Origin of the sequence: Paenibacillus sp. FSL R5-0928 (assembly GCF_037970385.1) — a bacterium.
Lineage (GTDB): Bacteria > Bacillota > Bacilli > Paenibacillales > Paenibacillaceae > Paenibacillus_AQ > Paenibacillus_AQ odorifer.
This window is the reverse complement of the sequence record NZ_CP150225.1, coordinates 1,971,341-1,996,213: the sequence shown is the minus strand read 5'-3', so window position 1 is coordinate 1,996,213 and position 24,873 is coordinate 1,971,341. Positions and strand designations below refer to the sequence as shown.

Sequence of the window (24,873 nt, the reverse complement as noted above, 5' to 3'; positions counted from 1 at the left end):
ACCTCCTTTCAAAGCATTTCTATCTCAACACCCCTGTCATTACTTCTGGCTTTGCTTTTGCTTTTCTAATTGCTTTTGTTTCAGTGCCTCTTGCGCCGCTTTCTCTGCTAGTCTTCGCTTTTCTTCTCTTTCCTGTTCAGCACGGATCACTTCTGAAGCCACTCTTTGGACCCCACTTTCGAGCCTATCCAGCATTGTAAGCAGGGTCTTCATTTCGCTATCCAGCTCGTTGTATTCACTTTGAAATGCTTTAGAAGCCGTACCGGTCCAATAGCTGGCCGATTGTGTATAATCACTTTGCAGTTTTTTTGAAGTACTGTTCACTTCATTGATTAGACTATGGATTTGTGAAGCGTTTCCCCTGATTTCTGATGGACTAACTGACACTAGCTGCACCTCCATCCTAAACTCCTACTCCCGCATTAACTCGATTCTCCTTACTCCATACGGCACATCTTAATCCGGTATATTTATTCTTTACAATGAGATAGCCATCACCTTGCTCCCCATCTTTCTCCTGGATTCCGTAAGGTAAGGACACATTGTAAAGATTTTGTTCTTTCATTCTACCTAGCAGGATCCCGGTCTGTTCTTCTCGGATAGTCTTGCCCAAGGAATCCCAATTAGAGGTAAGATCATTTGTGTTATCTGCCGCTAGAACAGCTACCTTCATGCCGCGTTCTTGCTTCACAATTCGTTCAATCAGCTCATGCAGCATATACTTGTCTCCGCTCGTAAATTCACTTAGACGATCAATAACGAAGATTATCTGCTTCCACTGTTTCATCAGAGCGCCAACGTCACCACCGGACATTCTGCATGAGAGAAGCTCACTGCGTCTAGTTTCCAATTGTTCTTTGATCCCATCAATGAAATTGTCCAAATCATCCACGTTCGATAAATCCGTTACGTAAGACTGTTGTATCAGTTCATAAATGCCCATAGCAGATGAATCCAGCGCATATACCTCTAGATCCTCCTTTTCGCTCAGCAGCTTCATCCACGATACAAGTAAAGTGCTCTTTCCTGACATAGCCTCTCCAGCTATCATCAGCACTGGTGTTGCAACAAGGTCTATAAACACAGGCTGTAAATCATTGTTGCCCAAGCCTATTGCCAGTTGCTCTGTATTATTATTGAGCTGCCGCAGATCAATCGTAGAAGGCATCACCGGAATTGGTGCGGCTCCAGTTAGATTCAAAGCCTCCATTCTCTTCAAGATGAGCTCGGTAGCGGTATGTTGATATTCAGGAAGCGAAGTCTGAAATTCCAAAGGCGGCTTGCCTCTTACCAATCCTCTGCCTGCAACCTTAGCGGGTTCCAAGCCTTCCGTTCGTCCTACAATACCATCATATTCACTCTTCTCAGTCATCTGGAAGCTGATCGCCATTTTGAAGTTAACCGAAAATTTATATCTGACCAAAGCACTATTGGTTGCTGTAGCGACCATATAAATACCGTATTTAAAACCTTCACGAGCCAGCAGCACCATTTGAGCGTCAAAATCTTCGTAGGTCTCCGATAAAGCAAAGTAGTTGTCGACTATGACTATAAATGCGGGCAGTTTTCGTCCACTTCTACGGTAATCATTGAACCCTTCACTTCCATTATTTTGAAACAGCGTTCTTCGATCCTCCATAACCCTGAACATAAAGCGCATAAATTGGTCAATTTTATCTTCTTGCTCCAGTGTCATTACCCCACCGACATGAGGGAGTTTCTCCATAGCTTTGAGTGAGCTTCCGCCAAAATCCATAATATAGATATTGACGTCATCCGGCGGATACATTAGAGCCAGCGATAAACATAACGTTTTGAGGAACACGGTTTTACCTGTACCCGGCGTTCCATAGACAAACAGATTCCCCTCAGATGCAAAATCTATCTCCAGCGCTTCCTGTCTCTGTCCTCTTGGATCATCCATGATCCCCACTGGCACACTGAGCAGTTTCTGCTGCTGCGGCCATCTACCATCTGCTAAGCTATTCGGCAGCAATAAATCGAGGTAGACTACTTCAGGCAGTGGCGGTAGCCAAGGCCCTTTCATTGGAGAAATCCCATATTGCTTGGCGGTTTCTGTAATGTATTCAACCATGGCATGCAGTTGGGAAGCAGACTCATTTTGGGAGAATTTCTCTTCCTCAAGCGGAAAGATCTGCTCGCTTCTACCATTCAGAGCTACCTTATAGATTCGTTTGGTCTTGTTCTCCTGTTTCTGCAGTTCGCCTTTCGGATCATAATCAGCACCAGAATACGCAGATTGGAACAACTCAAAGATCTCATCATTTCCGACCTGTATATACGCCCTTCCCGGTTCCTTAATCATGGCCGCATCAGGACGTTTAATAACATCCCGACTGTCAGCCTCATCCTGCACTTTAAGACATATTTTAAATTTCGAGTTACTCCATATCTGGTCATCCACTACGCCGGCAGGCTTCTGGGTGGCAAGGATCAAATGGACGCCAAGGCTTCGACCTACCCGGGCCGTACTTACAAGCTCTTTCATGAAATCCGGTTGATCCTGCTTAAGCTCCGCGAACTCATCCGCAATCATAATCAGATGGGGAATGGCTGGCATGTCACCTTTTACATTTTTGCTATAAAATAATTTCTGGTATTTATCAATATTGTTCACGCCATATTCCGAGAAGACACGTTGCCGCCGCATGAGCTCACTTTTGATAGATAGCAGTGCTCTCGTCGTTTGATTCCCATCCAAATTCGTAATGGTACCGACCAGATGAGGCATTCCCTTGAATACATCTGCCATGCCGCCCCCTTTATAATCAATAAGGACAAAAGCAATATCATGCGGATGGTAATGAATGGCTTGGGATACGATGATACTTTGTAATAATTCACTTTTGCCAGAACCTGTTGTCCCGGCTACAAGACCATGGGGCCCGAACCCCGTCTCATGCATATCTAAATATAAAGCTTCTCCACCAGCCCTCACCCCTATAGGTACACTCATGCCCATATAGGTTTTGTTGCGGGTCCAGTTCAACATTACATTTACTTCAGATACCTTTTCGTTCTGTAGCATTTCCATCAGTGTGATGGAGGATGGAAGTGAGAAATTAGCACTTGAATTTTTGATTCGTAGCGGTGCGAGCTTTCTGGCGACTAGATCTAAATCTTTTATATCTGCCTGATCCGGAGTAAATACGATCTTCTCCCCGGTTAATCGATTGGCCATTTCACCGCTTTTTCCGTTTAAATGAATAACCGTTTTACAGTTCATGGGCAAATAAGCGGAATTCTTGGCGATAAAAAGGGTTGATACTCCAAGCTTTACACTGCCGTTGTACAAATATTTACTGATTAGCTCATTCTCAAGCAAGGAAGCGTCCTCTACAATAAAGAGATAATGGGGCAATACACCACCGCTCAAAGACCTCATCTCCCGCTCCTTCAAAGAGCCATAAATCTCGGACAAGGTCTGATGGGCAATGGCTTTACCACATAAAAGAAATCTGATATTAAAACCGTCATCCCATAGGTGGGGTACAAATTTCAGCCAATCCCATTTCTCCAATTCATCCTCTGCGGCAAGAACAATAACCCTGACATCGTCATAACCATGATGAGTCACAAGCTGTAGCAGCATCAGCTTTATTAGCACAGCTGTTTTATCGCTTTCACCGGCAATCCCGCATATTTCGGTAGTCAACAGATTAACCGTTATAGGAACGTTCGGGACCTTCTCAAATTCCATGGCCAATCTCTGCGGCTCCATCAGCAGCGGGTCCGTTTCAAGGATGATCGCCTGTTTGGTGTATTTGATGTGCAGTTCCAGGGGTACACTTCCCACCCCGATCCGCAGAGCCAGAAAATCATTATGTGAAGGCGTTTTTTCCCATAGCTTGTTATCCCTGCGCGAGATTCGTTGCACACATTCCGCAGGATCCGGGCTCATTTCATTCATGGCTTTCACCTGTTGTTCGCGAGCTATCGACAAATCGCTGCGGACATCGGTTATAAATTGAAGATATTTTTCTTCCCGTTCCTTCTTCTTTAGCTTATATTTCCGAATCTGAGAAGTTGCTCCTGTCAATGAGCCAATCAGTGTCATTACTGTGGTCGCAACTGAGATCAGTAAATAGATGGACTGTGAAGTCATTGCGATTAATACGGTAATAATCAACATTACGATAGGTGGAAGCAATATTCCGAACCAAGAGATCTCTGGTTTCTCGTTAATCATAGGTGGATTAGGAACATCAATTTCTCCCCGGGGCATATCCGGTAGAAAACGGGGCTGACGACTGAATTCATAGCTCATTAGATCTACCTTCCTATAAAGGTTATTGTCTCCGCCTCTCCACCAAATAGAGAGATTCGATGCCATTCACGATCACTGCAAAAATAAAGATCATTGTCCAGAACATGTAAATAGTCCGCGCTTTCCCCAGATATTCGAATACTCCCTCCATGCAATGGATCTACGCGATGTATACTGTTGTCATTTAATCGGTTAGCACAATAAATATATTTGTCATCCGTGCTTATACTAAGGGCAACTATATTGTCTACCATAGTTACCGTATGACGCTCCACATCAAGTAGCGTCAAGCGATGTCCATTCCCGGCATCTGAAAAACACAGCTTATTTCCTATCCGAATCAGTAAACTTGTAACCAATTCACTAATCTTTTCACTTGCCTCACCGGATTCTGTGCTCCTCTTAATCCCATTTGGTGTAGCATAGTAGATTTGTCCTTCGTACAAGAGAAAACTCTCCACATGCTCATCAATCAGCCTCATATCACGTTTACCACTAGTAGAACAGCGATATAATCGATGGTCCTCCTCGTGAATATAGTAGATCCAATCTTCATGTCGCTGAAGCTGATAACAAGGTTTGTCTAACAATACTTCTGAATGTTGCTTTACAATATCAAGCTTACAGAGCACATTTCCCTTTAACTGATCACTGTAATAAAGGAAATTGCCAGCCTCATTCATGAACCAGAACAAACCCTCATAATGAATAGGCACAGCTTGATCATTCGCTCTGTCCAAAGAATAGGTTCCTGAATAGTTTTTAATATCCGTAATAAAAAGAGATTCATCAGCCTTTAGGATTAATCCGCCACTTTGCAGGTTGCCATTCATTTCATTGCCCCTTCTCAGATAAGTGTGAGCAGTGCGCCTTGGGCTACACCTTCTTGATCCAAGGTTTTACTATTACTTAATATTCTGCCTAATGGCTCAGCCTGAAGCTTAGCCCCGCTTCTCTCCTTTAAGCTCAAGGACTCCGTTAACATGTCTAACAGTTCTTCTATAGTCACAAACACCGGGACTTTTAGGTCCATTCTTAGACCTGTATCCGTTTGAAAAGTAACCATGATATAGTCCATTCTGATTATTCCTTTCATCAATTCTTAACGGAGAGAATATATTTCCTCTCGCTAATTAACTGATAATCTACTTCTTTGTCTGCTTCTTCAGCGAGCTTTAAGTATCTGGTTTTAAATTTGTATGTTGCCTGTGCTTTCACATTAACTTCTGATACCCATTGGCTGGTTTGGGTGTTCTCTATGTTAGAAAAATCTAAATTTACCGTAAAATCATTGTATCTATCATCATTGGAGGTAAATGTAAGCACGTTGCCATTATCGGTCTGTTCCGATACATTTAGAGCACTTTCGAACGCATCTGAAAAGTATTCTTTGAACCTCTCCTCGTTAATCACCGCATCCAGTCCACGTAGCAGTTCATACTCTAAACTCCGATCCTTGGCTGCCCGGCAAGCATTAGAGATCGCAGTGCTCAGCACTACCTTCTCTCTAAATACAATGCCCATCTCCACCAAAGGCTCCACAACAATTGACACTAGAATAATCAACAATACTCCTACTGCAATATTTTTCACACAAAGTCATCCTATCAATCTATATAGTAGTCCAGATCCTTATAATGTTTCAGGCCTGTCGTTGACATGGAGAAGTGGACCGGAATTTCACGCTCCAGCTTCTTTCCCCATAAAGTGATAGAGAAAGGATATACAGCTTTAATCTCAACCGTAAGCGGTTCGCCTCTTTGCCGATAAGGTTTATTCCATTCGTTCCCTTCATCGTAATATGAGGTTTCATCATCATTTCCAATCGCATTATCATGATCTGCATTAGTGACCGTAATGACAATATCATCGGCTTTATCTCGGTAAATAGGGCGCTCCTGTAATCTCTCCATAGCATCCTCATAATACGATTCCTTCAAGTAGTTATCACCAGCTACAATCTGCGAAACACTATACGTCTCTGTGACCAGCGTTAAATACCATGGGAAAAAGAAAGCCAAATTTACAAACAGCAAAATCGTAACCGAGGTCAGAATGGTAAGTAATACTGCCTTTGCTATCCCTTGCATTGTGTTTTCACCCCAAATTAGCTAACCATCTTTCCAATCAAATCATCGAATAAGAATTCCCAAACATCATCAACCCATCCTGTCAGTACTCCACCCTTTAGATAGGTCACTACCACTCCAATTAAAATAATAACGCCTACCGTGATGGCAATTTGCTTGATCCCTACTTCTCCTTTTTCCTCCACTAGCAATTCCTTAAGATCTGTCTTCATTCGTTTATCCCCCTATAAATAAATTTGGCTTATTGAAACATCTTCATTGAACTCAGAATGGTAAACAAATAGTACATAACGATATAAATAGCCAACACTATAATAAGTAGAAACTGGATCCTTGCGCTGCTGCGCTGCCTACTCTCCAGCTCTTCTTCCAAAGCCCTGATTCTGAAGCCATCTAATTCATTCTTGAGATATGCCATCTGAGACACATTATCGTATCCTTTAAGCCTCGTCTCCATAATGTCGCAGAACTTGATCACGTAATGCATCGGAATCCGTTTCTTCAGCTGCTTAAAAGCGAATTCTTCTCCGTAATCAATATTGTCCAGCATCACACCGAGCTCCTCGGCTATATCAGGATTTGCACTAGGAATGTAGTCCTTAAGCACATCTGAGAAATGAATGTTAACCGACTTTATATACTGGTAATAGACCATACTATAAAAGGCTGGGAAATCCAGGGATATATTTTTGTTCTTCTTATCGATAATCTTCTCCAACTCGACCACCGGATAGAGCCAGCCCAGCATGATGAAGATGGCAGAGATACAGCCAAGCAGGATGTTCACCTTCCATAGCAACAACATAATCACAATAGCACTTAGCGTGTACATGAATTGCTCGGTCCGTATTTCCTCTGGAGTCTTTTGTAGATCAAGTCGGTCAATGATTTTCTTGAATCTTAATCTTTCAGCACTTCCCAATAACCCTTTAACATATTTCATTGCAATTCTTCGTTTATATTGGTTGAACTTCTCTTTTAGCGCCGCATTTTTACGCTGCTTGATATATTGACGTGCACGTTTTTTCTGTTTTCTGCTCACAGGCTTGAAGAAGGGGTATAACAATATCTTGATCAAATAAAGGATGGAGAGCATGGCTATCAGCTTAACTAGGAATATCATTTGCGCTCACCACCCATGCCGACGTTCCCTTGGAGTACCTGACTGCGTGCAAAGCTTAAACAAATGACACTAATCAATATCGTGTTGATCAATTTCCCAACATTGCTTTCAAGCATAAATTCTCTAAAATCCTTTACAGTTAATGCGTACAAGAAAAAAAGCACAATGATTCCGGTTTTAAACATAAAATCTCGATTCATCTTTCTAAAAATCCGTTCCTTTTTAGAGTTAATCTCGCGCAGCACGGCATTTTCATCTACAATATCGAGGAAAATGTCTGCCATACCTTTTCTTTCGTTATATTCGAAGACCACTGCTTTTTTTGTGAAATTATCAAATTTGGGACCAAGCTGTCTATTTAATAGCGTAATAGCTTGCTTAAAGGAATAGCCGTTGTTGTCGCAATTATCTATAAATTGCTGAAAATATGGCCTAAGATTAGGACTGATATATTCATCGCTCTCCATCACCTTTTTAATGGCTACTAGTACACCTTCACGGGCTAACGGACAAATCACATCTTCGGCATCCATTATATTTTCAAGCCGTTCTGCTTGGATGGCTCTAGACTGCATCACGAAAAAAGTAAACAATCCTACAAAAATTGAAATCGTAATCACAAGCGAAAGCGTAACGCTTTTCATAAGCAGAACCACTAGCAGAGCTATAATCGCAAAGCAAATGCACAGCATTGAGGTAAAGCTCTCCAGCGTAAACGGCATATTAAAGTCTAAAATCAAACCCTCTACCATTCGATTGTATTTCGCATAAATATTTTCCTTCTGCCTGACGATTCGCTCCTTCTTGATCCGGTCAACATAACGCTTCGTGTTATACTTGCCTAGGTACTCTGCGAGGGTATCCATAACGTCGAGAACATATCTTACAGAACCCTGAAAAAACTTGACCTCAAAGATGGCGTTAAATAGTACAAATGCAGCCATACCAAGAAGTAGACTAATGATTAAAGTTGTATTCATCGAATTCGTACACCTCTGTTTCGCCCTCCAACGGATCCTTGGTAAAGAACTCAAACCTGCTTTTCTTAATTCCGGCCTTGAGCATTAGCTGCTGTACATTCTCCGAGATCTTTCCTACACGTAAATGTCTGCCAACAATTTTGATCATCTTCTTGCCTTCAATCATCTCTTCAATCACATCATCACAATCAAATCTATAGATTTGATTAATCAGTGGATTCAAGCCATCTGAGCCCAAAATCTCTGAAATTGAAGTCACTTTACGAGTACCATCTGCCAGTTTCTCTTGAAAGATTACAAATTTCACAGCACTGCAGATATTTCGTAGAGCAAGTTCCGCTGGCTCATTAGAGGCCATTAGATAGGCCGTTAGAAATCTAAAGATCGCTTCCTTATCCCCCTCTGCATGAAGTGTGGAAAAGAAATAGTGTCCCGTCTGTGCTGCTCGAAGCGCTGTGGCGAATTCACCGGGTGTTCGAAGCTCCCCTGGTCCAATCCAGTGAGGTGATTGTCTCATCGCATTAATAAGCAAATTTTCCATAGTCGCTGGGCTTGAGTCATCATCATCAGGGACCGACTCGTATTGCAACACATCATTCAGCACTCTACCGTGTTCGCTGTTATCTTCTCTTTGAATCAATCTCATCTCTGAAGGATTTTCAATGGTAATGATCCTTGATAGAGGATTGATCTCCTTCACAAGAATTTCATTTAGCGTAGTCTTTCCGCTTCCTGTCGGTCCCACTGTAATCCAGGATAAGTCTGATTTCGGGATCAAAGACAATAATTTATACATATTTGAGGAGAAGGATTTATTCTCAATGAGCATTTTCGGAACAATACTCTTCTTGCTGAACTTTCGGATCACAAACGCCGGTTGGTCATACGGTGAGATCTCAGCATGAGTGGCATTCACACGATACCCCTCAATCGTTCTGGCATTTACCATGGGTATCTTTGGAATCAGCCGAACCTTGGAGATACCTATAAGCTTGGCGATAATCCGTTCCATATGATCACGATCTGTAAAATTTTGATCCCACTGCAGGCTTCTTCCGCCGCTTTCCACAAAGATTTGATCAGGCCCGTTGGCTCTAATTTCATCTATACTAGGGTCCTCCATAGCCTTGGTAATGGGACCATAGTGAGTGATTTCATTGGTGAGTGCGTTTTTCAACTCTGCTAGATCATAAAATCCCTCGACAGAAGGTTTCTGCGCGTCTACAAATTCATTTATGTATGCCTTAGTCATTTCGCGTTTTCGAGCAGGGTCGTTTTCTCGCCTATAGGCATGTGTCGTTATTTTCGTAATATATTTTTGGCATAACTCCAAAGCCTCATCAAAGCTTATGGTCGTATATTTACTAGCCAGATCCTCCATGTTCTCCTTCGGCCCTACCTGATGCAGTACTTTTTGCTGCATATCGCTAATTTTCGCACGTGTCAGCAAGTCGCTCTCCCCTTTACTGATCCGCCAACCGATCGGCCAGCTTTTGAATCTCTTTTTTAAAATATTTATTAATTAGGGGGTTATCTTTTATGTACAGCCTGCCCTCATGTGCACGAACTACGGCATCCTTCACAAGTGGCAGTACAGAAACTATGTTAAAACCCATGTCCTTCATAACCTTATAATCAAATTCAATATGCTGAATATTCATCATCACCACACTGGTGAACTTAGCCGTACTTATCCCCACCGATTTAGCATAATCCAGCAGCTTCACCATATTTATGGTAGCTTCCATCCTCTCTGTTGCCGTAAAGAATCCTATGTGACAATACTTCATGGCACCCAGACAAAATTCCAATGGTGGGTTGTTGGGAATGTCGATCAGCACAATATCAAACATCTGCTTAAGTGTAGTAATTACACGCTCTAAATTTCCAAACTCAAAATCAAAATACTCCTCCATTAGATCCTGTGGACTAGCTGATAACAGGAACAGCTTCTCGTATTTGGTCCGCTGCAATTCATCTCGGAAATCTACCTTGTCGCTTTTTAACACCTTAATTAATCCTTGCCCCTTCTTATGTGCAGGGACATCTAGAAATTGATATAAGTTCGGATAAAACACCTTAAGGTCAACCACACAAGTATTTAGACCCTTTTGAGATAATAAATATCCTAAGTTGCTTATGAGCATGGCATTATCTACACCATCACAAGCAGGTATAAAACCTACTACACTATAAATCAGATTATTCTCTTGAAGTTCGGCACCGACGAGATCCTTAGATGATATTTTCTGAAAAATGCTGTCGATTCCTAATCCTCTTTTCCGATCCACGATTCCACCTCTTTCTCCAAAGTGGGCAGTTGGTCAATGATGACATCACTACTTTTTCTGCTCAGTATGGTAATCAGAAATGAATTTCCATTAAGTCCTTTGTATTTGGCATAATTGTTAATTTGTGCACTCGTCCCCTCGAGGAGTAATGCTTTAGGTTGAATGTTCTTTAAGAAATCTTTACTCTTCATAATATTTTGTTTCTTATCCTCATCCAGTTTCTGCACCTCTTTATATACTTCGTAGATGGAATGACTACTTGCGTTGAGCATATCCTTCACAACAATGCTTTCAAACAATACTTCAGTTTTTTTGATCGTATTCGTGGACTCGGAATAAATAGCGTTTGGATTGCCACCCGGGGCATCCTTCTCCTCTACCTCATAGGACACACGGATACGAACACGGTCTCCTGGCATTAGAATATCTCCACCAACCTCCAGAAAATTATAAGGAAGCGTCAAGACCTCATTTTCCTCATTCACTTGATACAGCCATTCATTTTTTTGCGGTTTTTCATCCAGCAACTGATCTTTGTAGAGCACGCTGTTTTCTCGAAGATAATATGCGGACAGTTTATCCTTCACCGAATCTATATCTTCAGACAACACCATGTCCTCCGTGTATTCTTTTTTGATAATATTGTATTTCTCAATCATAGGCTCCGTAATGACTACGTAAGCCGGAATACCATCACTCTGCTTGACCCGCAACACCTCTACCACATCGCTGGCATCTTTGCTGGCTTTCGTAATGAACATATAAGAAACCACGATGATCAATAGACTAAAAAGCAATGCTGCAACCCGCTTGAACATTTGCTTATTGGGTGTCGCGTTTTTAAGCCCACTTAAATCCATTAACTACTCCCCTCCAGTAATCTAAGAAGTATATTTCCATATGCCCGCTCATGGTCTTTGTTTGAATATACAAGCGGCACATCGGTTTCAATCTGAGTATCAAAGTCCGTGTCATAAGAGATATGACCTGCCACTTTCATTCCGTATGTAAAGCTTTCTAAAAGACCGGATGTAGCAACTGCACTTACCTTGTCTGGTACGAAAATTTCACCTTGAAATCTGGAACGGTCATTATATTTGGTGACAATTACTTTTGATTTAGCATTCAAATAGGCCGTATTTTCCTTATTCAGTGTCTCTTCTACATTCCTCAGAGTGCTTAAAACAGCATATAGATTATTGGGAATACAGAGGCCAAAGCTGTCGATATGGATTAATGCTTCTCGAAATCTGTCTAATAAGTTCAGTGGTAGATCCAATAGGATCAAATTAAATTTGTTTCGGAGTAAGGACAACAGACCGACAAGTTTAGAGCTGGTGTAAAATTGCTGGATTAACTTGGGATCGGAAAAGCTGTAACCTAGTCCAGCCAGCCATAGGTTTTCTTTCAAATGAAAAGCCGTAGTCAAATAATCCTGAGGTCTTGCTAACGTTCGGATGAGAGATGCATTTATATCTTCATCCCGCTTGGTTCGTTCATGAAAGCTGCTAAAATACATATTCGTACTTCGATATTCGATATCCATATCCACGATTATTACATTTAGCCCCCGTTTACTCGCTTCACTTGCAACATTGATAGTTGTGCTGGTAATTCCGCATCCACTATGCCCGGTTATCGCTACAATACGACTAATCCCTCGGCTAATCTTATCAAGCTCCCTAGTAAGGGTATCCGTAGCCTGTAATTCAGTTGGGGCTTTCGGTTTCGGTTTAAAGCGATCCAGAAACGACCCTTTTCTGTCTGTACTCTTTTGGTGATTACTCTTATCGTCGTGAGGTCTGGAATGTTGTTTCAATTGAGGTTTGGTATCGGATAAATGCTCAAGAGCTTCCTGAAATAGTACTGGTGTAATGCGTATGTATTCGTAATTCTTAATTTGGAGATTCGGATATCTATAGCTGAGATTCTCCCATTCTGTATCTTTCCTTATGTACCTGGTGAGGATTAAAATCTTTACATTTGACTTTTGATTAGCTACGAGCCAATTGATTAGGTTATTTAGATCACTCCTGTTCTGTTCCATCCTCAGAGATAATGCATCATCTGTTATTAATATGCTATCTATAGAAGGATTGATGTTTTGCAAAAACTCCAAAACACCTCCAAGGACTAATTCAGACTCGTTCACTACGTCCATGGTCCGACTGCAATAATTACCTACTATCTTCTGAAACTTGTGCGTGACCAAAAGTATCTTCATCTCATCATCACCTACTATGGAAAATAATCCCTATGTATTTCCTTTGAAATTTCATTAAACCAATATCCATGATTAGAAACCTTAATTTGTAATTCAGTCAAAAAAAGACATATATTGATAAATTTCCACATGAATTCGACAACAAAAAAAGCAGGTCAAGGATAGTAACCTTGACCTGCCATTATGTTTATTCACATTTTCATCAGAAGAGAACCTCTCTCCTTAACCCAGATCACCTAACTCAATCTGTACAATTCCCCGTTCGTCCTGCACCTCAGCGATCAAATGCATCAGGCTGCCGAATTCCAGTTCTTGAAATTTACGCGCGGCTGTTTCACGCTGTAATTGCCATAAAGCTTCTGCCAGCTCACAGACCACAGGCACATCACAACGGATTTCAGCCAGCTCCCTTGATAGATGCAGCATATCTAGGTCGGCTTCAATTTTGGACCGTACACCTTTAGGGAGCAAGTGTAGATTCTCAATTACACCTTCAACTGTACCGTATTCTGTTAACAGCTTCAGCGCGGTTTTCTCACCAATCCCTTTTACACCAGGGTAATTATCACTTGTATCGCCCATAAAGCCCTTCAGGTCAATAACCTGTCTAGGGGTTAGACCTTTATCCTCAAGCAATTCTGCAAGGTCATAAACTTTATAGTTGGAGCGTCCTTTTTTCATAATGACGACTTTAACATTCTCATCAATAAGCTGCAGCATATCATGGTCACCCGTCAGAATGTAAACCTCAGAATTATCGCTGTAACAGGATGCCAGCGTACCTATGCAATCATCTGCTTCATAGCCGGCAAGACCAATGTTTGGCACACCCAGCTCAGCCACCACTTCTTTTACTAGGTCAAACTGCGGAATTAATTCCAGCGGAGCTTCGATCCGGTTGGATTTGTATCCATCATATTTCTCGGTGCGGAACGTTCCTTTGCCCATATCCCAGCAGCATACGACGTGAGAAGGCTCAAACGTACTTACTGCATCAAAAAAATACTGCAAAAATCCATATACCGCATTCGTTGGCAATCCATCTTTTGTCTTGCGAATATATCCTCCATAAGAGGTCGCATAAAAGGCCCGGAACAGCAGAGCCATTCCATCTACAAGCATTACCCGGCCCATTGTTTCTGTTCTCACTTATAAACCTCTCCCTTGATCGTTGTATTGATATTAAACATTAGTCCAAGTATCGGCATATTGGTCTTCTTTGAATCCCACCGTAACTTTAACTCCATCGGTGACAATCGGACGTTTGATCAGCATCCCGTGGCTTGAGAGCAGCTCTAACTTCTCCTGTTCCGTAAGCTGGGGCAGCTTGTCCTTCAGACCTAATGATTTGTATACTTCACCGCTTGTATTAAAAAACTTCTTCAGCTCAAGGCCGCTGTTCGCGAGCAGCTCACGCAGCTCGTCCACCGTAGGCGGCTGCTCTGCGATGTGCTGAAGCTCCAGCTCATGACCTTGTCCCTGCAACCATTTCACTGCGCTGCGGCAGGTGCTGCATTTGGGATATTGATATACTTTTAATTTGCTCATGATGTGCTCCTTTAATAATCGGCTAATAATACCGTAACCACAGGGAATGTTTGGACTTCCGGCCGCTGTTGTCTACAGATTTCTTCAATTTTACCATTAAACACGGTTGAAATCCTCAGACAAAGGCGGTCGCTATCGCTCCTACAGTTCCAAACTTCCCCTTCGCCACTCTATCGCCTGAATCATAATTTTATCACAAATTCGCTGTCAGACCTTGCTCCAATATTTTCTCCAAGACTGCCATGTCAGGTGGCAACGGGGCTTCGAATATCATTTCTTGCAGAAGCACCGGGTGCTTGAACGTCAGACGCACTGCGTGCAGTGCCTGACGCGGTATGGAAGCATCGAGTGCTGCAACGGACTCCAACTGCTCGCTTTGCGTTGAAGTAAATTCTGGTAGATTGTACAGCTCATGACGATACATGCTGTCTCCAATCAGTGGACAGCCGATAGAGGTCATATGGACCCGAATCTGATGCGTACGTCCACTCTCCAGCTTTAGTTCAACTCTGGAGCCGGCCGAATACACCTGCTTAACCTCATAGCGGGTTAGGGAAGGATATCCATCCGGTGTCACGATACGCCGATGTGGCTCCTCAGGATCACGGTCGATAGGGCCGTCGATATCACCGGATAGCTCCGCAGGAACCCCATGAACAAATGCAGCGTAACGCTTATCCACAGTACCAGCGATCATCTGCCCGGAAATATGCTGATGGCTGTATGGATTTTTGGCGATCACTAACACACCGGAGGTTTCCTGATCCAGGCGGTGAACAGGCCGGAAACGGAAGCGTTCATTCTTCTGCGCCCAATAATAAACCACGCCATTGGCAAGCGTGTCAGTGTAATGTCCATGTGTTGGATGAACTATAATTCCCGCTGCCTTGTTAACCACTAGCAGATGTTCATCTTCAAATAGAATCTCGAATGGAATCGGCTGCGGTAAAATATCATCCGAAGTCTCCGTTTCCATGCGGATCTGCACGGTATCTCCTGCCTTAACATGCACACTAATGTATACACGTTCACCGTTTAATGTAATGCCTTGTTCCGTCTGCTTCAGCCGGGAGAGTAGCTTGCGTGAGACATCCATCCGTTTGTGCAGGATTGTCTTCAGCAGGAAGTCATCCTCTTCTGGCGGTATGATATAAGTAATGGGTGAATAATAGCTTGTCATATTAGTCTCGAAACACCTTTTTACTACGGATGTATTCTACATCAGTAATCCCTGACCGTGTATTAGCCGTTCTAGCCAACGCGAAAAAATAATCCGACAATCGATTGAGATAAATCACCGCTTCTGGGTTTATGTCCGCATTTCGCCCTAAGGTAACTGCCCGGCGTTCCGCACGACGGCAAACCGTGCGGCATACATGTAGAACCGAAGCCAGCTGACTACCTCCTGGCAGGATAAATTTCTCTAGTGGTGGATTCTCCTCTTGTAGAGAATCTATCCAGCCTTCCAGCCGCTGAGCCATCTCACTTGTCACCATATATTGACCACCGTCAGCAAGTTTAACAAATGCTAAATCCGTGCCGCAATCAAACAGCTCATGCTGTATTTCGAGCAATTGCTCGCGGACATCGTCGAAATTATCACTTTCCATCAGGCTTCGTGCTTGCCCTACAAAACAATTCAACTCATCGATCGTTCCGTAGGCCTCGACGCGGACATCATCCTTGCCGACCCGGCCGCCAATCACTGAAGTCTGACCTGCATCACCCGTACGTGTATAAATCGCCATGGTTTAAGCCTCCTATCCATTCTTGAAATCACATACTGATAGTTTAAGCTTTCTGCTATAAGGAAGGCAATAAAGATAGCAAATTAAGAGTATACACAATAACACCGTCATTAGTAAGATTGAACAACAAAAAGAGGACCCTAGGGTCCTCTCAAGAGCATTCAGCAGCACTATTTTCCAGCCGGACGCCCCTTCATGTACTCATTTATTTTGAGGTCCAATAAACTGCTAATTTCAATCACATTATCCGAAGTGAATGATTTTTCCTGCAGGAAAAGCTGCTCCATCTTGCTGCGGAGTATTCTAATTTCATCTTCCAGAGAGAGTATGCGAGCAGAAGCATCACCCTTGGGGGGTATTTTCCCATTTCCAGAGAAACATTTCCCACCATAGGAAGGTAAGTAATAATCGGCGCTAAGCACAATCATCCCTCCCAAAAGTATTATTGAGCGCGTGCTGCAAAATAGCATGAAAGTTAAATAAAGCAACTTCAAAGCAACGCTTAGTTCCAGAGTAAATGGATCCTTGTAAGTTCTATTATAGGGGCTAATTACTCTCAAAGTAAAATAATACCATAGGATTGTATGATCGGCTATAGTTCAATTTTCACTAATCCGTTCTCTCACGTGTAAGCTTTGTGACAAAAGCACCAATGCGTTCTACTGCTTCGTTCAGTTGGGATACTGATGTGGCGTAGGAACAGCGCAAGTAACCTTCTCCACCTAATCCAAAGACACTTCCAGGCACAGCTGCAACCTTGTATTCAAGCAAAAGCCGCTGAGCAAATTGATCAGAAGTCAGCCCTGTCTTGCGCACGCTTGGGAAAGCGTAGAAGGCGCCCTGCGGCTCATGGCACTCCAGCCCCGCATCGCGTAGGCCTTTGACGATCAACCTCCGCCGTTGATTATAGGAATCTACCATCCGGTCCTTCTCTTCCATACCATTGGTCAGCGCTTCAAGTGCAGCCACCTGTCCCATAGAAGGAGCACACATCACAGTGTACTGGTGAATCTTAAGCATTGCAGCGATAAGATCCGGGTGACCACAAGCATAACCCATACGCCATCCGGTCATTGCAAAAGCTTTGGAGAAGCCGCTAACCAGAATCGTACGGTCTATCATGCCTGGTAAAGAGGCAAAGCTGACGTGATTAATGCCATAAGACAACTCTGCATAAATCTCATCTGAAATCACTATAAGATCATGTTTCTCTACTACCTTAGCAATCGGCTCCCAATCTTCTCGGGTCATTACACTTCCCGTAGGGTTACTTGGGTAACACAAAATCAGAACCTTGGAGCGCGGAGTGATTTTGGCTTCCAGGCTTTCCGCAGTAAGTTTAAAGTTATTCTCACCAACCGTTTCAATACCTACAGGTATCCCTCCACCAATCGCGGTAATCGGCGAATAAGAGATATAACAAGGCTCCGGAATCAGAATTTCATCCCCCGGTGAAATCAGCGCACGTAGCGCCAAGTCGATGGCCTCACTTCCGCCAACGGTTGCAATAATTTGATTGGCAGGATCATATTCCACAGCAAAACGGCTGTGTAAGTAATTTGAGATCCCTTCCCGCAGTTCAGGCATCCCTGCATTGGATGTATACCCTGTAAACCCTCTTTCCAGCGAATAGACACAAGCCTCTCTAACATGCCAGGGGGTCTTAAAGTCAGGCTCTCCGACTCCCAGAGAGATGATATCCTTGCTACCTGCAGCCAGATCAAAAAACTTGCGGATACCCGAAGGTTGAATTTGCTGTACCAACGGGGCCAAATAAGAATCCATTGACTTGCTGTCTTCTCCAGTTAGCTGCGATTTATTCGTGATCATATGATTACTTCCTTTATGGAGAGATCATCAGACGGTTGTCTTCTTCATGCTCTTCGAAGATGATCCCGTCCTGTTTGTATTTTTTAAGGGTAAAATTCGTTTTGGTTGAAAGTACTGAATCGATTGGAGACAGCTTCTCAGATACGAAATTGGCCACTTCACGTAAATTCCGGCCTTCCACTTCCACCAGAAGATCATAAGCACCAGACATCAGATAAACTGATTTGACCTGTGGATACAGGTAGATTCGCTCGGCAATTCCTTCAAAACCACGCCCTCGTTCAGGCGTAATCTGCACCTCAATCAGTGCGGTTACCTTCTCATCGTCCACTTTATCCCAGTTTACAACGGCAGCATATTTTACAATGACATGATCTTTCTCCAACTGCTCAATCGCAGTCTTCACATCTTCTTCCTCCGCGCCAAGCAGCGTTGCCAAGAGTGCAGTAGATCTTCTCGCGTCTTCCTTAAGCAGTTCCAGCACTTTCCTCTTAAGCTCGTTCATTTCCTTCATGCCTTCCCTCCGGATAGTTCGCCAATGACGGTACGCTATTAATGCGTCGCCCCGCGAAAAGAGTTTAATACTAATATGACATGAAATGTGCATCTCTGCAAACAAAATAACCCTATAGGAGCTCCCATGAAAGGCTGAGTTTATATTGAGCATACTCAAAAATATAGAAAAAACGCCCGTTCTACCGGATTTAACCAGTAAAAACGGGCGTTAGCTCCACACACATGAAGCGATTTGCTTCATTCGCCAACCATCATGGTTACATTAAATGAGAAGGCTGATGTTGTCCGTTAGCCGGAATATGAGCATTCTGAGCAGATGCGCCAAATTGCCCTGTTTTTTGTTGAACGAATTGCCCTGTTTGCTGTTGCATTTGCTGTGCGGTTTGAAGCTGCTTGTCCACATCTTGGCGCAATGCTTTTGCAGGTGCAGGATACATATTCAATTGAGACATATGCGTGTATAAATCACCTTGGAGTTGCAGTGTGTCCATGGTCATAGTATTAAAAACCCTACGAACCGCTGGACATGCTGATTCTGTAGCAGCTGTAGCATATTCGCGTACGGTCCGCTTCAAATCACACAAAATGGTGTTTAGTAAATCCTCATCCGGCATAAATGCTCCAGTATTTTGCGCGTTCATTAAATAACCTCCTTAGAATTAATATTGCAATTATTGTGGGCTTGTTGGCGCGTATTGTTGATGTTGTTGGATTAACTGAGTGAGCTCAGTCATGTGCTTGGTGTGATTTTGCATATGCTGCATACAAATTTGACGAACCTGTTGATTCTGTGTTGTCGCAGCCGTTGCTGCACATTGCTTAAGAAGCAAGTCCTCATTGGAGATGGAGTCAGCGATATATTCCAATTCTTTACCACTTAGCGCTTGCATTTGCGTTGATTGCATTTGTTGTAGTCCCTCCTTGTAGTTGATTCAAACAGGCATTAGTATGCCGCTTAAGCGCGCTATTTATTTGCCGAAAAGCACTAGAGAGTTATGACAGAAATAAGAACACGCTGCGAATGAGACGATAAATTGCCGCCAATACTAATCACGGCACGAATGAAGGAGCGAACAATTCATGAATTTAAATAGTGGAAGCACACCTTGGTCTAGCACTTTACAGAACCCTCCGACTTACCCCACTCTAGAAGGTACTATTCATTGTGATTGTCTGGTTGTAGGCGCGGGAATGGGTGGAGCAATGGCTTCCTATCGTTTGTCCTTAAGTGGAGCGGATACTGTTCTGATTGAAAAAAAACGGGTCGGTAGCGGCAGCTCGCATGCTAACACAGGGCTCCTGCAAATTTCCAACGATAAATCATTAACCTCATGTATGAACACTTTTGGGCAAAAGAACGGTTTGCTCTTTTATCAGTTATGCCAAGCTGGGGTTAGGAACATTCTGGACCTGCCGGACAAGCTCGATATCGATCCACAGATCATTCCACGCAGCAGTCTTTTATATGCCAGCACATCAGAGGATGTACCTGCATTGCGGGAAGAATATGAGAATCTCGCAGCTAACGGTTTCGATTCTGAATTCTGGGAAGAGGAAAAGATTGCAGCTCTATACTCTTTTTCAAAACCAGCAGGACTTTATTCACGTGGGGATGCCGAAGCGAATCCTTATCGAACGGTGCACAGCTTAATCGCCAAGGCAGCGTCGAATGGTGTACGCGTCTTTGAACAGAGCGAAGCGAAACATTATGAGTTTACTAAGGATGGCGTGATTTGCCACACAGAAAATGGCCGGATTATTGCCAAGGATGTTATTTTTGCAATGGGTTATGAAACACAAGAGTTCAAAAAAGACCGGGGCGCTGAGCTGATCAACACGTATGCAGTGATGACCAAACCTTTAAAGGATCTTCCAAAATGGCATGAGCGTAGCCTGCTGTGGGAGACAGCCCGCCCTTATTTATATTTTCGGACAACTCCTGAAGGCAGGATTATTGCGGGAGGCAAGGATGAGCAGCTGACAGACCCTGAACGTCGTGAGGTCCGGGTAATCTCTCAAGGTCAAAAATTGCTTGAGGAGCTTGAGGCCTTATTTCCAGAAATCAAAGGCATTGAGCTGGAGTACTCCTGGGGTGCTGTGTTCGGTTCTACTCGTGATGGACTCCCATATATCGGCCCCCATCCAAAGTTCCCTCACTGTTATTTCATCGAGGGCTACGGAGGCAATGGGACTGTGTACAGTATGATCGCTGCGGAGTTGTTAACGGATACGATTGCCGGCAAACATCGGCCTGAGTTAGATTTATTCTCACTCACCCGGTCAGCCAAACCCTCTCCTTCTAAGAATTTGGACGTGATGAAACAAAGCTGATTAGCATAGAAAATAAAAAAGGGACTCTCCCACGTAGCCGCTCACGGCTTTTGGGACAATCCTGCTTTTAATTTTGCCTGCTTTAATCGTAAATCCATCATTCCATGGAGCTTGCGGACTGGAGTCCGATAGCATTCCAAATATCGAATAATGTTGCGCTTAAGGTCGGCTGTGTCCGTTTGCGGGTTACTATGCGCATCCGTCAGTGATTACATATACGCACGCTTTCGACAACGGTCAAGTAAGGTCCAAAAAAAGGAGCACGCCCCAGCAGCTATAAGCTTATGGGACAGCCCCTTTTTTTATATGCTTAACCTTACGCCTGAGCGTTGCTCAAATTGCGTACGAGCTGAATACGATCTTCCTGTGCCAGACTGTGCTGAACATGGAAGCATGAAGGACACACGTAAACATTGAGTGAGAATGGAGCGGTTAATACCGATTTACCTAATGTTGCTGGAGCAGACGGCTCAAAGCTGCTCACAGGCTGCTTACCCGCAAGGATCGTAAGCTCATGGCATTGAGTACATTCCGGAGCCTCCTCCTGAATGGCTAGAATAGCTGAAACACTCTCTTCGTACTTGTTCAAATCATAATCATCGCCGAATTGATTAAGCGTATTATAAATTGGAACTACGCTGTCTTTATCAGGCTCTCCCCAAAGATCATCGTCATTAACAACCTCTTGTTTGGGTTCTTCTACGACTTCCTCTACTTCTTCTTCTTCGATGCCGTCAATCCCAACAGTGACCGTGCGGTATCCGCTAAGCTCATTGTTACAGTGAGGACAATTCTCCTCAGGTCCAAATTCCTCATCCCATACAATTTCAGTATGACACCAAGGGCATACAGTTGTTTCCATCTTTTTAATCTCCTTCATACTTTCACTTTTAAATTTAATTCATCATTAAATAAATAATACCGGCTGCTATAAAAGCAATCGCTGACAGAAACAGAACTCGGGTGAGAATCTTCATGATTTCCTCCTAAGATACCCCACAAAGAGTGGGACTGCTCATTTCAAAGCTTGTCCAGATCATAATCCTTTGCAGGGTGTCCTTATAAGGACGGATTTAAAAAATAGCCGCACCAATTACATAAGACAACGATACCGAGATCAGCATGGCAATAAGTCCAACAGCACGGTTATCCGCAGCGATCTCCTCGTCAATAGAGAATACAGGGGTCAGAAATTCAAATAAAAAATAGGCAAGCAGCAGCAGCAAAAAACCGACGACGGACCACTTCATGGTCTCATAAATTGAAACACCAGCTTCAATGCTGAAACGCAGTACGTTGCAAATCCCGAAGATTTTACCACCTGTGGCCATTGCCACTGCCAGGTTTCCCTTACGTATTTCTTCCCAGCAATTATATTTCGTTACCATTTCAAAAAAAGACAGAAATACAACTAGCCCAAGAATCGCCACTGCGAAGTAGCCAAGCAAGGCACCTAGCGGATGACCCAGCAAAAGATCAATATCTTCTTGCACGCTTTCCCCTTCTTTCTGCCGGGAAATCCCGCTATTGCAGCTCAGCCACAGTTACGCCCGCGCCGCCTTCGTTATAATTCCCGAGCCGATAACTCTTCACATGCTTGTGCTTACGCAAATATTCCTGAATTCCTGTGCGCAGCACACCCGTTCCTTTACCATGAATGATGGCGATTTGGCCCAGATTACCTAAAAAGGCTTCATCGATAAAACGATCTGTCTCCATGATAGCTTCCTCCAGGTTAGTGCCGCGCAAATCCAGTTCACTGCGAATGTTCTCATCACGGGAACGTTTGACGGTTGTCGCATGGCGAAGGGCCGTTGGCGCAGCTGTTGCCTTCGAGGAGAGCAATTCCAAATCATCCAGCCTTACCTTCATCTTCATAATGCCAAACTGCACCAGCGCCTCTTTAGTACCGCTTAGCTCCACCACAAAGCCCTTTTGGTTCAAGCTGTCGACTTTCACTTCATCTCCAGGACCAATTGTCCGTGGGGCCTTGGCAGTCTTGCGGGTAGCAGCCTTCTTGCGCGGTGATGGCTCAGCTTCATCCAGACGTCGCCGCGCTTCAATCAGCTTATGCTCTTTAACTGAAGCTCCTTCTTCCATAGCCAAGCGGCGCAAATCACTGATAATTTCCTCAGCTTCCTTACGCGCTTTGTCCAGGATCGCGCTGGCGTCCTTCTCTGCCTTCTCGAGGCGTTTCTCGCGCTGGCTTTCCAGCTTCTCAAGCTCTTGCTGTTGTCTGCTGCGTAGCTCCTCCACTTCACGGCGGATGCCCTCTGCACGTTCATGCTCCTGTTCCGCTCCCAGCCGATTCTCTTCGAGAGAAGCAATCATATGCTCCACGCGCAGATCTTCTTCCTTCACTTCACCGCGGGCATGCTCCAGAATCGCATGAGGCAGGCCTAGACGCTCAGCAATCGCAAAAGCGTTGCTTCGTCCCGGTACGCCGATCAACAAGCGATAGGTTGGGCTAAGGGTCTGGACATCAAATTCCATACTGGCATTGATGACTCCCTTACGCTCATAAGCGTAAGCTTTCAATTCGCTATAATGTGTTGTTGCGACCATCCGGCATTCGATCCGGTGAATATGCTCCAGAATGGCAATTGCCAGCGCAGAGCCTTCTGCCGGGTCGGTTCCAGCACCCACTTCATCAAGCAGAATAAGGCTCTTAGGAGTCATTCTACGCAGAATGGAGATAATATTAGTCATATGACTAGAGAAGGTACTCAGACTTTGCTCAATGCTCTGTTCATCGCCAATATCAGCATAAATGGCATCAAATACACACATCTGGCTGCCTTCCTCTGCTGGAATAAACAAGCCGGACATCGACATTAAGCTTAACAAGCCGATGGTTTTGAGGGTAACGGTCTTACCACCGGTATTCGGTCCGGTTACGATAATTGAGCTGTATTGATTGCCCAGCTCCACGTCCAAAGGAACCACATGCTCCGCTGGAATAAGCGGATGCCGCCCTTTGCGCAGCTTAAGATAACCGCGGTCATTCATGCGCGGCTGAGTAGCCTTCATATCACGAGCAAGACGCGCCTTGGAGAAGATGAAGTCCAGTTCTCCCAGAATATCAATATCGTAGGTCATTTCTTCCGCAATGTCGGCTACAAGTGCCGTCAGCCTGTGTAAAATGATCTCAATTTCCCGTTCTTCGCGCAGCCGTGTTTCACGAAGTTTATTATTCATCGCCACAATAGACTCTGGCTCGATAAATAAAGTCGCTCCTGATCCAGACTGATCATGTACGATACCGCCGAAATGGGCACGGTACTCCGCTTTTACAGGAATAACAAACCGATCACCACGAATGGTTACCAGCTGATCCTGCAGCATTTTCGCTACTGAAGACGAACGAATCATCGAATCCAGCTTCTCACGAATTCTGGTCTCTCCTCCGCGCAATTCACGGCGAATGTTAGCCAGCTCAGAACTAGCTGTATCAAGTACATCAGCATTCTCGTCTATACATAAGCGGATGGCATCTTCCACATGTTTTTGCTCCGATAAAACGTCGCTCAGTGAGAACAGGAGCTCAATCTTTTCTTCCTCATGCATAGCTGCCAGGAAACGTTTGACTCTGCGTGCGCCGCCAATGGTATTTCCAACGGCCAGCAGCTCAGTTGTTCCCAGCATTCCGCCTATAGACGCACGTTTTAGTGCAGCTCGAATATCGCTTACCCCGCCGAACGAAGGAATACCCTTCAGGCGGTCCACATTAGCCGCTTCATCCGTGGCTTGAAGCAGCTTCTTCACGCCTTCGAAATCGCCGGAGGGTCTTAGCTGCTCAGCAGCCAATCTCCCCATGGGGGTTTGCGTATATTGCATTAATTTATTTAAAATCTTGCGATATTCAAGCGTATGCAAAATTTTGTCGTCCAATTACAGTCACAGC

26 protein-coding genes are annotated in these 24,873 nt (G+C 43.9%); 1 reads left to right on the top strand and 25 read right to left on the bottom strand.

Annotated elements, in window-relative coordinates; genetic code table 11:
• Positions 1 to 39: 39 nt before the first annotated feature.
• From MKZ16_RS08540 to MKZ16_RS08435, 22 genes are all read right to left on the bottom strand, one after another.
• A complete protein-coding gene (locus MKZ16_RS08540; protein ID WP_162164277.1) occupies positions 40 to 387 on the bottom strand; it encodes a WXG100 family type VII secretion target in 348 nt (115 codons plus the stop codon).
• Positions 388 to 403: 16 nt separating this feature from the next.
• Positions 404 to 4,288 (bottom strand): type VII secretion protein EssC, encoded by a 3,885-nt coding sequence (gene essC / locus MKZ16_RS08535; protein ID WP_076103996.1) that lies wholly within the window; start codon positions 4,286 to 4,288, stop codon positions 404 to 406.
• A 5-nt stretch (positions 4,289 to 4,293) separates the two neighbouring features.
• Positions 4,294 to 5,121 (bottom strand): DUF5050 domain-containing protein, encoded by an 828-nt coding sequence (locus MKZ16_RS08530; RefSeq protein ID WP_076103997.1) that lies wholly within the window; start codon positions 5,119 to 5,121, stop codon positions 4,294 to 4,296.
• A 14-nt stretch (positions 5,122 to 5,135) separates the two neighbouring features.
• Positions 5,136 to 5,366, bottom strand: a complete 231-nt coding sequence (locus MKZ16_RS08525) for an EsaB/YukD family protein (protein ID WP_162164278.1) — start codon at positions 5,364 to 5,366, stop codon at positions 5,136 to 5,138.
• Positions 5,367 to 5,383: 17 nt separating this feature from the next.
• Positions 5,384 to 5,881 carry a hypothetical protein gene (locus MKZ16_RS08520; protein ID WP_036684491.1) on the bottom strand — a complete coding sequence of 166 codons (498 nt, stop codon included), beginning with the start codon at positions 5,879 to 5,881 and terminating at the stop codon, positions 5,384 to 5,386.
• A 14-nt stretch (positions 5,882 to 5,895) separates the two neighbouring features.
• On the bottom strand, positions 5,896 to 6,378 hold the full coding sequence (locus MKZ16_RS08515) for a hypothetical protein (RefSeq protein WP_076103998.1): 483 nt from the start codon (positions 6,376 to 6,378) through the stop codon (positions 5,896 to 5,898).
• A 17-nt stretch (positions 6,379 to 6,395) separates the two neighbouring features.
• The gene (locus MKZ16_RS08510) at positions 6,396 to 6,590 is read right to left on the bottom strand and encodes a hypothetical protein (protein WP_036684494.1); all 195 of its coding nucleotides are present in this window, start codon (positions 6,588 to 6,590) and stop codon (positions 6,396 to 6,398) included.
• Positions 6,591 to 6,619: 29 nt separating this feature from the next.
• Positions 6,620 to 7,501, bottom strand: a complete 882-nt coding sequence (locus MKZ16_RS08505) for a hypothetical protein (RefSeq protein ID WP_036684496.1) — start codon at positions 7,499 to 7,501, stop codon at positions 6,620 to 6,622.
• Positions 7,498 to 8,481 carry a hypothetical protein gene (locus MKZ16_RS08500; protein ID WP_036684498.1) on the bottom strand — a complete coding sequence of 328 codons (984 nt, stop codon included), beginning with the start codon at positions 8,479 to 8,481 and terminating at the stop codon, positions 7,498 to 7,500. Before MKZ16_RS08500 ends, MKZ16_RS08505 begins: the two co-directional genes overlap by 4 nt.
• Positions 8,459 to 9,931: an ATPase, T2SS/T4P/T4SS family gene (locus MKZ16_RS08495; protein WP_036684499.1), complete on the bottom strand. Its 1,473-nt coding sequence runs from the start codon at positions 9,929 to 9,931 to the stop codon at positions 8,459 to 8,461. The genes MKZ16_RS08500 and MKZ16_RS08495 overlap by 23 nt, the downstream gene beginning before the upstream one ends.
• A 13-nt stretch (positions 9,932 to 9,944) precedes the next feature.
• Positions 9,945 to 10,772 carry a hypothetical protein gene (locus MKZ16_RS08490; protein WP_036684503.1) on the bottom strand — a complete coding sequence of 276 codons (828 nt, stop codon included), beginning with the start codon at positions 10,770 to 10,772 and terminating at the stop codon, positions 9,945 to 9,947.
• Complete coding sequence (locus tag MKZ16_RS08485; RefSeq protein ID WP_076103999.1) at positions 10,751 to 11,632, bottom strand: hypothetical protein; 882 nt, start codon at positions 11,630 to 11,632, stop codon at positions 10,751 to 10,753. Before MKZ16_RS08485 ends, MKZ16_RS08490 begins: the two co-directional genes overlap by 22 nt.
• Positions 11,632 to 12,996: an AAA family ATPase gene (locus MKZ16_RS08480; protein WP_076104000.1), complete on the bottom strand. Its 1,365-nt coding sequence runs from the start codon at positions 12,994 to 12,996 to the stop codon at positions 11,632 to 11,634. The genes MKZ16_RS08485 and MKZ16_RS08480 overlap by 1 nt, the downstream gene beginning before the upstream one ends.
• Positions 12,997 to 13,218: 222 nt before the next feature.
• Positions 13,219 to 14,130 carry a 5'-3' exonuclease H3TH domain-containing protein gene (locus MKZ16_RS08475; RefSeq protein ID WP_076101643.1) on the bottom strand — a complete coding sequence of 304 codons (912 nt, stop codon included), beginning with the start codon at positions 14,128 to 14,130 and terminating at the stop codon, positions 13,219 to 13,221.
• Between the two features lie 48 nt (positions 14,131 to 14,178).
• The gene (locus MKZ16_RS08470) at positions 14,179 to 14,544 is read right to left on the bottom strand and encodes an arsenate reductase family protein (RefSeq protein ID WP_038569540.1); all 366 of its coding nucleotides are present in this window, start codon (positions 14,542 to 14,544) and stop codon (positions 14,179 to 14,181) included.
• A gap of 193 nt (positions 14,545 to 14,737) precedes the next feature.
• Positions 14,738 to 15,724, bottom strand: a complete 987-nt coding sequence (locus MKZ16_RS08465; RefSeq protein ID WP_076104001.1) for an RluA family pseudouridine synthase — start codon at positions 15,722 to 15,724, stop codon at positions 14,738 to 14,740.
• A 1-nt stretch (position 15,725) separates the two neighbouring features.
• Positions 15,726 to 16,292, bottom strand: coding sequence for a cob(I)yrinic acid a,c-diamide adenosyltransferase (locus MKZ16_RS08460; protein WP_036684514.1), 567 nt, complete (start codon positions 16,290 to 16,292; stop codon positions 15,726 to 15,728).
• 170 nt (positions 16,293 to 16,462) lie between these two features.
• Positions 16,463 to 16,651, bottom strand: a complete 189-nt coding sequence (locus MKZ16_RS08455; protein ID WP_232061510.1) for an aspartyl-phosphate phosphatase Spo0E family protein — start codon at positions 16,649 to 16,651, stop codon at positions 16,463 to 16,465.
• Positions 16,652 to 16,901: 250 nt separating this feature from the next.
• Positions 16,902 to 18,122: an aminotransferase class I/II-fold pyridoxal phosphate-dependent enzyme gene (locus MKZ16_RS08450; RefSeq protein WP_076104002.1), complete on the bottom strand. Its 1,221-nt coding sequence runs from the start codon at positions 18,120 to 18,122 to the stop codon at positions 16,902 to 16,904.
• 13 nt (positions 18,123 to 18,135) lie between these two features.
• Positions 18,136 to 18,636 (bottom strand): Lrp/AsnC family transcriptional regulator, encoded by a 501-nt coding sequence (locus MKZ16_RS08445; RefSeq protein WP_036683529.1) that lies wholly within the window; start codon positions 18,634 to 18,636, stop codon positions 18,136 to 18,138.
• 259 nt (positions 18,637 to 18,895) lie between these two features.
• Positions 18,896 to 19,279, bottom strand: coding sequence for a spore coat protein (locus tag MKZ16_RS08440; RefSeq protein WP_036683532.1), 384 nt, complete (start codon positions 19,277 to 19,279; stop codon positions 18,896 to 18,898).
• Between the two features lie 30 nt (positions 19,280 to 19,309).
• Complete coding sequence (locus tag MKZ16_RS08435; protein WP_036683535.1) at positions 19,310 to 19,543, bottom strand: spore coat protein; 234 nt, start codon at positions 19,541 to 19,543, stop codon at positions 19,310 to 19,312.
• A 175-nt stretch (positions 19,544 to 19,718) separates the two neighbouring features.
• Here MKZ16_RS08435 and MKZ16_RS08430 point away from each other — a divergent pair, with 175 nt between their 5' ends.
• On the top strand, positions 19,719 to 20,969 hold the full coding sequence (locus MKZ16_RS08430) for an FAD-dependent oxidoreductase (RefSeq protein ID WP_076101563.1): 1,251 nt from the start codon (positions 19,719 to 19,721) through the stop codon (positions 20,967 to 20,969).
• A gap of 316 nt (positions 20,970 to 21,285) precedes the next feature.
• Here MKZ16_RS08430 and MKZ16_RS08425 read toward each other — a convergent pair whose 3' ends face one another.
• From MKZ16_RS08425 to MKZ16_RS08415, 3 genes are all read right to left on the bottom strand, one after another.
• The gene (locus tag MKZ16_RS08425; protein WP_051491295.1) at positions 21,286 to 21,831 is read right to left on the bottom strand and encodes a hypothetical protein; all 546 of its coding nucleotides are present in this window, start codon (positions 21,829 to 21,831) and stop codon (positions 21,286 to 21,288) included.
• 211 nt (positions 21,832 to 22,042) lie between these two features.
• Entirely contained in the window at positions 22,043 to 22,462 is a 420-nt protein-coding gene (locus tag MKZ16_RS08420; protein ID WP_036683543.1) for a DUF350 domain-containing protein, read from the bottom strand.
• 31 nt (positions 22,463 to 22,493) lie between these two features.
• Positions 22,494 to 24,860 (bottom strand): endonuclease MutS2, encoded by a 2,367-nt coding sequence (locus tag MKZ16_RS08415; protein WP_036683546.1) that lies wholly within the window; start codon positions 24,858 to 24,860, stop codon positions 22,494 to 22,496.
• Positions 24,861 to 24,873: the final 13 nt, after the last annotated feature.

Coding starts and splice junctions, on each gene's coding strand:
- MKZ16_RS08500 (WP_036684498.1), bottom strand. CDS start 8,481: ATGAATACAACTTTAATCATTAGTCTACTTCTTGGTATGGCTGCATTT.
- MKZ16_RS08485 (WP_076103999.1), bottom strand. CDS start 11,632: ATGGATTTAAGTGGGCTTAAAAACGCGACACCCAATAAGCAAATGTTC.
- MKZ16_RS08450 (WP_076104002.1), bottom strand. CDS start 18,122: ATGATCACGAATAAATCGCAGCTAACTGGAGAAGACAGCAAGTCAATG.
- MKZ16_RS08470 (WP_038569540.1), bottom strand. CDS start 14,544: ATGAGCAAATTAAAAGTATATCAATATCCCAAATGCAGCACCTGCCGC.
- MKZ16_RS08530 (WP_076103997.1), bottom strand. CDS start 5,121: ATGAATGGCAACCTGCAAAGTGGCGGATTAATCCTAAAGGCTGATGAA.
- MKZ16_RS08510 (WP_036684494.1), bottom strand. CDS start 6,590: ATGAAGACAGATCTTAAGGAATTGCTAGTGGAGGAAAAAGGAGAAGTA.
- MKZ16_RS08440 (WP_036683532.1), bottom strand. CDS start 19,279: ATGAACGCGCAAAATACTGGAGCATTTATGCCGGATGAGGATTTACTA.
- MKZ16_RS08525 (WP_162164278.1), bottom strand. CDS start 5,366: ATGGACTATATCATGGTTACTTTTCAAACGGATACAGGTCTAAGAATG.
- MKZ16_RS08460 (WP_036684514.1), bottom strand. CDS start 16,292: ATGGCGATTTATACACGTACGGGTGATGCAGGTCAGACTTCAGTGATT.
- MKZ16_RS08465 (WP_076104001.1), bottom strand. CDS start 15,724: ATGACAAGCTATTATTCACCCATTACTTATATCATACCGCCAGAAGAG.
- MKZ16_RS08435 (WP_036683535.1), bottom strand. CDS start 19,543: ATGCAATCAACGCAAATGCAAGCGCTAAGTGGTAAAGAATTGGAATAT.
- essC (WP_076103996.1), bottom strand. CDS start 4,288: ATGAGCTATGAATTCAGTCGTCAGCCCCGTTTTCTACCGGATATGCCC.
- MKZ16_RS08480 (WP_076104000.1), bottom strand. CDS start 12,996: ATGAAGATACTTTTGGTCACGCACAAGTTTCAGAAGATAGTAGGTAAT.
- MKZ16_RS08430 (WP_076101563.1), top strand. CDS start 19,719: ATGAATTTAAATAGTGGAAGCACACCTTGGTCTAGCACTTTACAGAAC.
- MKZ16_RS08425 (WP_051491295.1), bottom strand. CDS start 21,831: ATGGAAACAACTGTATGCCCTTGGTGTCATACTGAAATTGTATGGGAT.
- MKZ16_RS08475 (WP_076101643.1), bottom strand. CDS start 14,130: ATGGGCCGGGTAATGCTTGTAGATGGAATGGCTCTGCTGTTCCGGGCC.
- MKZ16_RS08445 (WP_036683529.1), bottom strand. CDS start 18,636: ATGAAGGAAATGAACGAGCTTAAGAGGAAAGTGCTGGAACTGCTTAAG.
- MKZ16_RS08515 (WP_076103998.1), bottom strand. CDS start 6,378: ATGCAAGGGATAGCAAAGGCAGTATTACTTACCATTCTGACCTCGGTT.
- MKZ16_RS08505 (WP_036684496.1), bottom strand. CDS start 7,501: ATGATATTCCTAGTTAAGCTGATAGCCATGCTCTCCATCCTTTATTTG.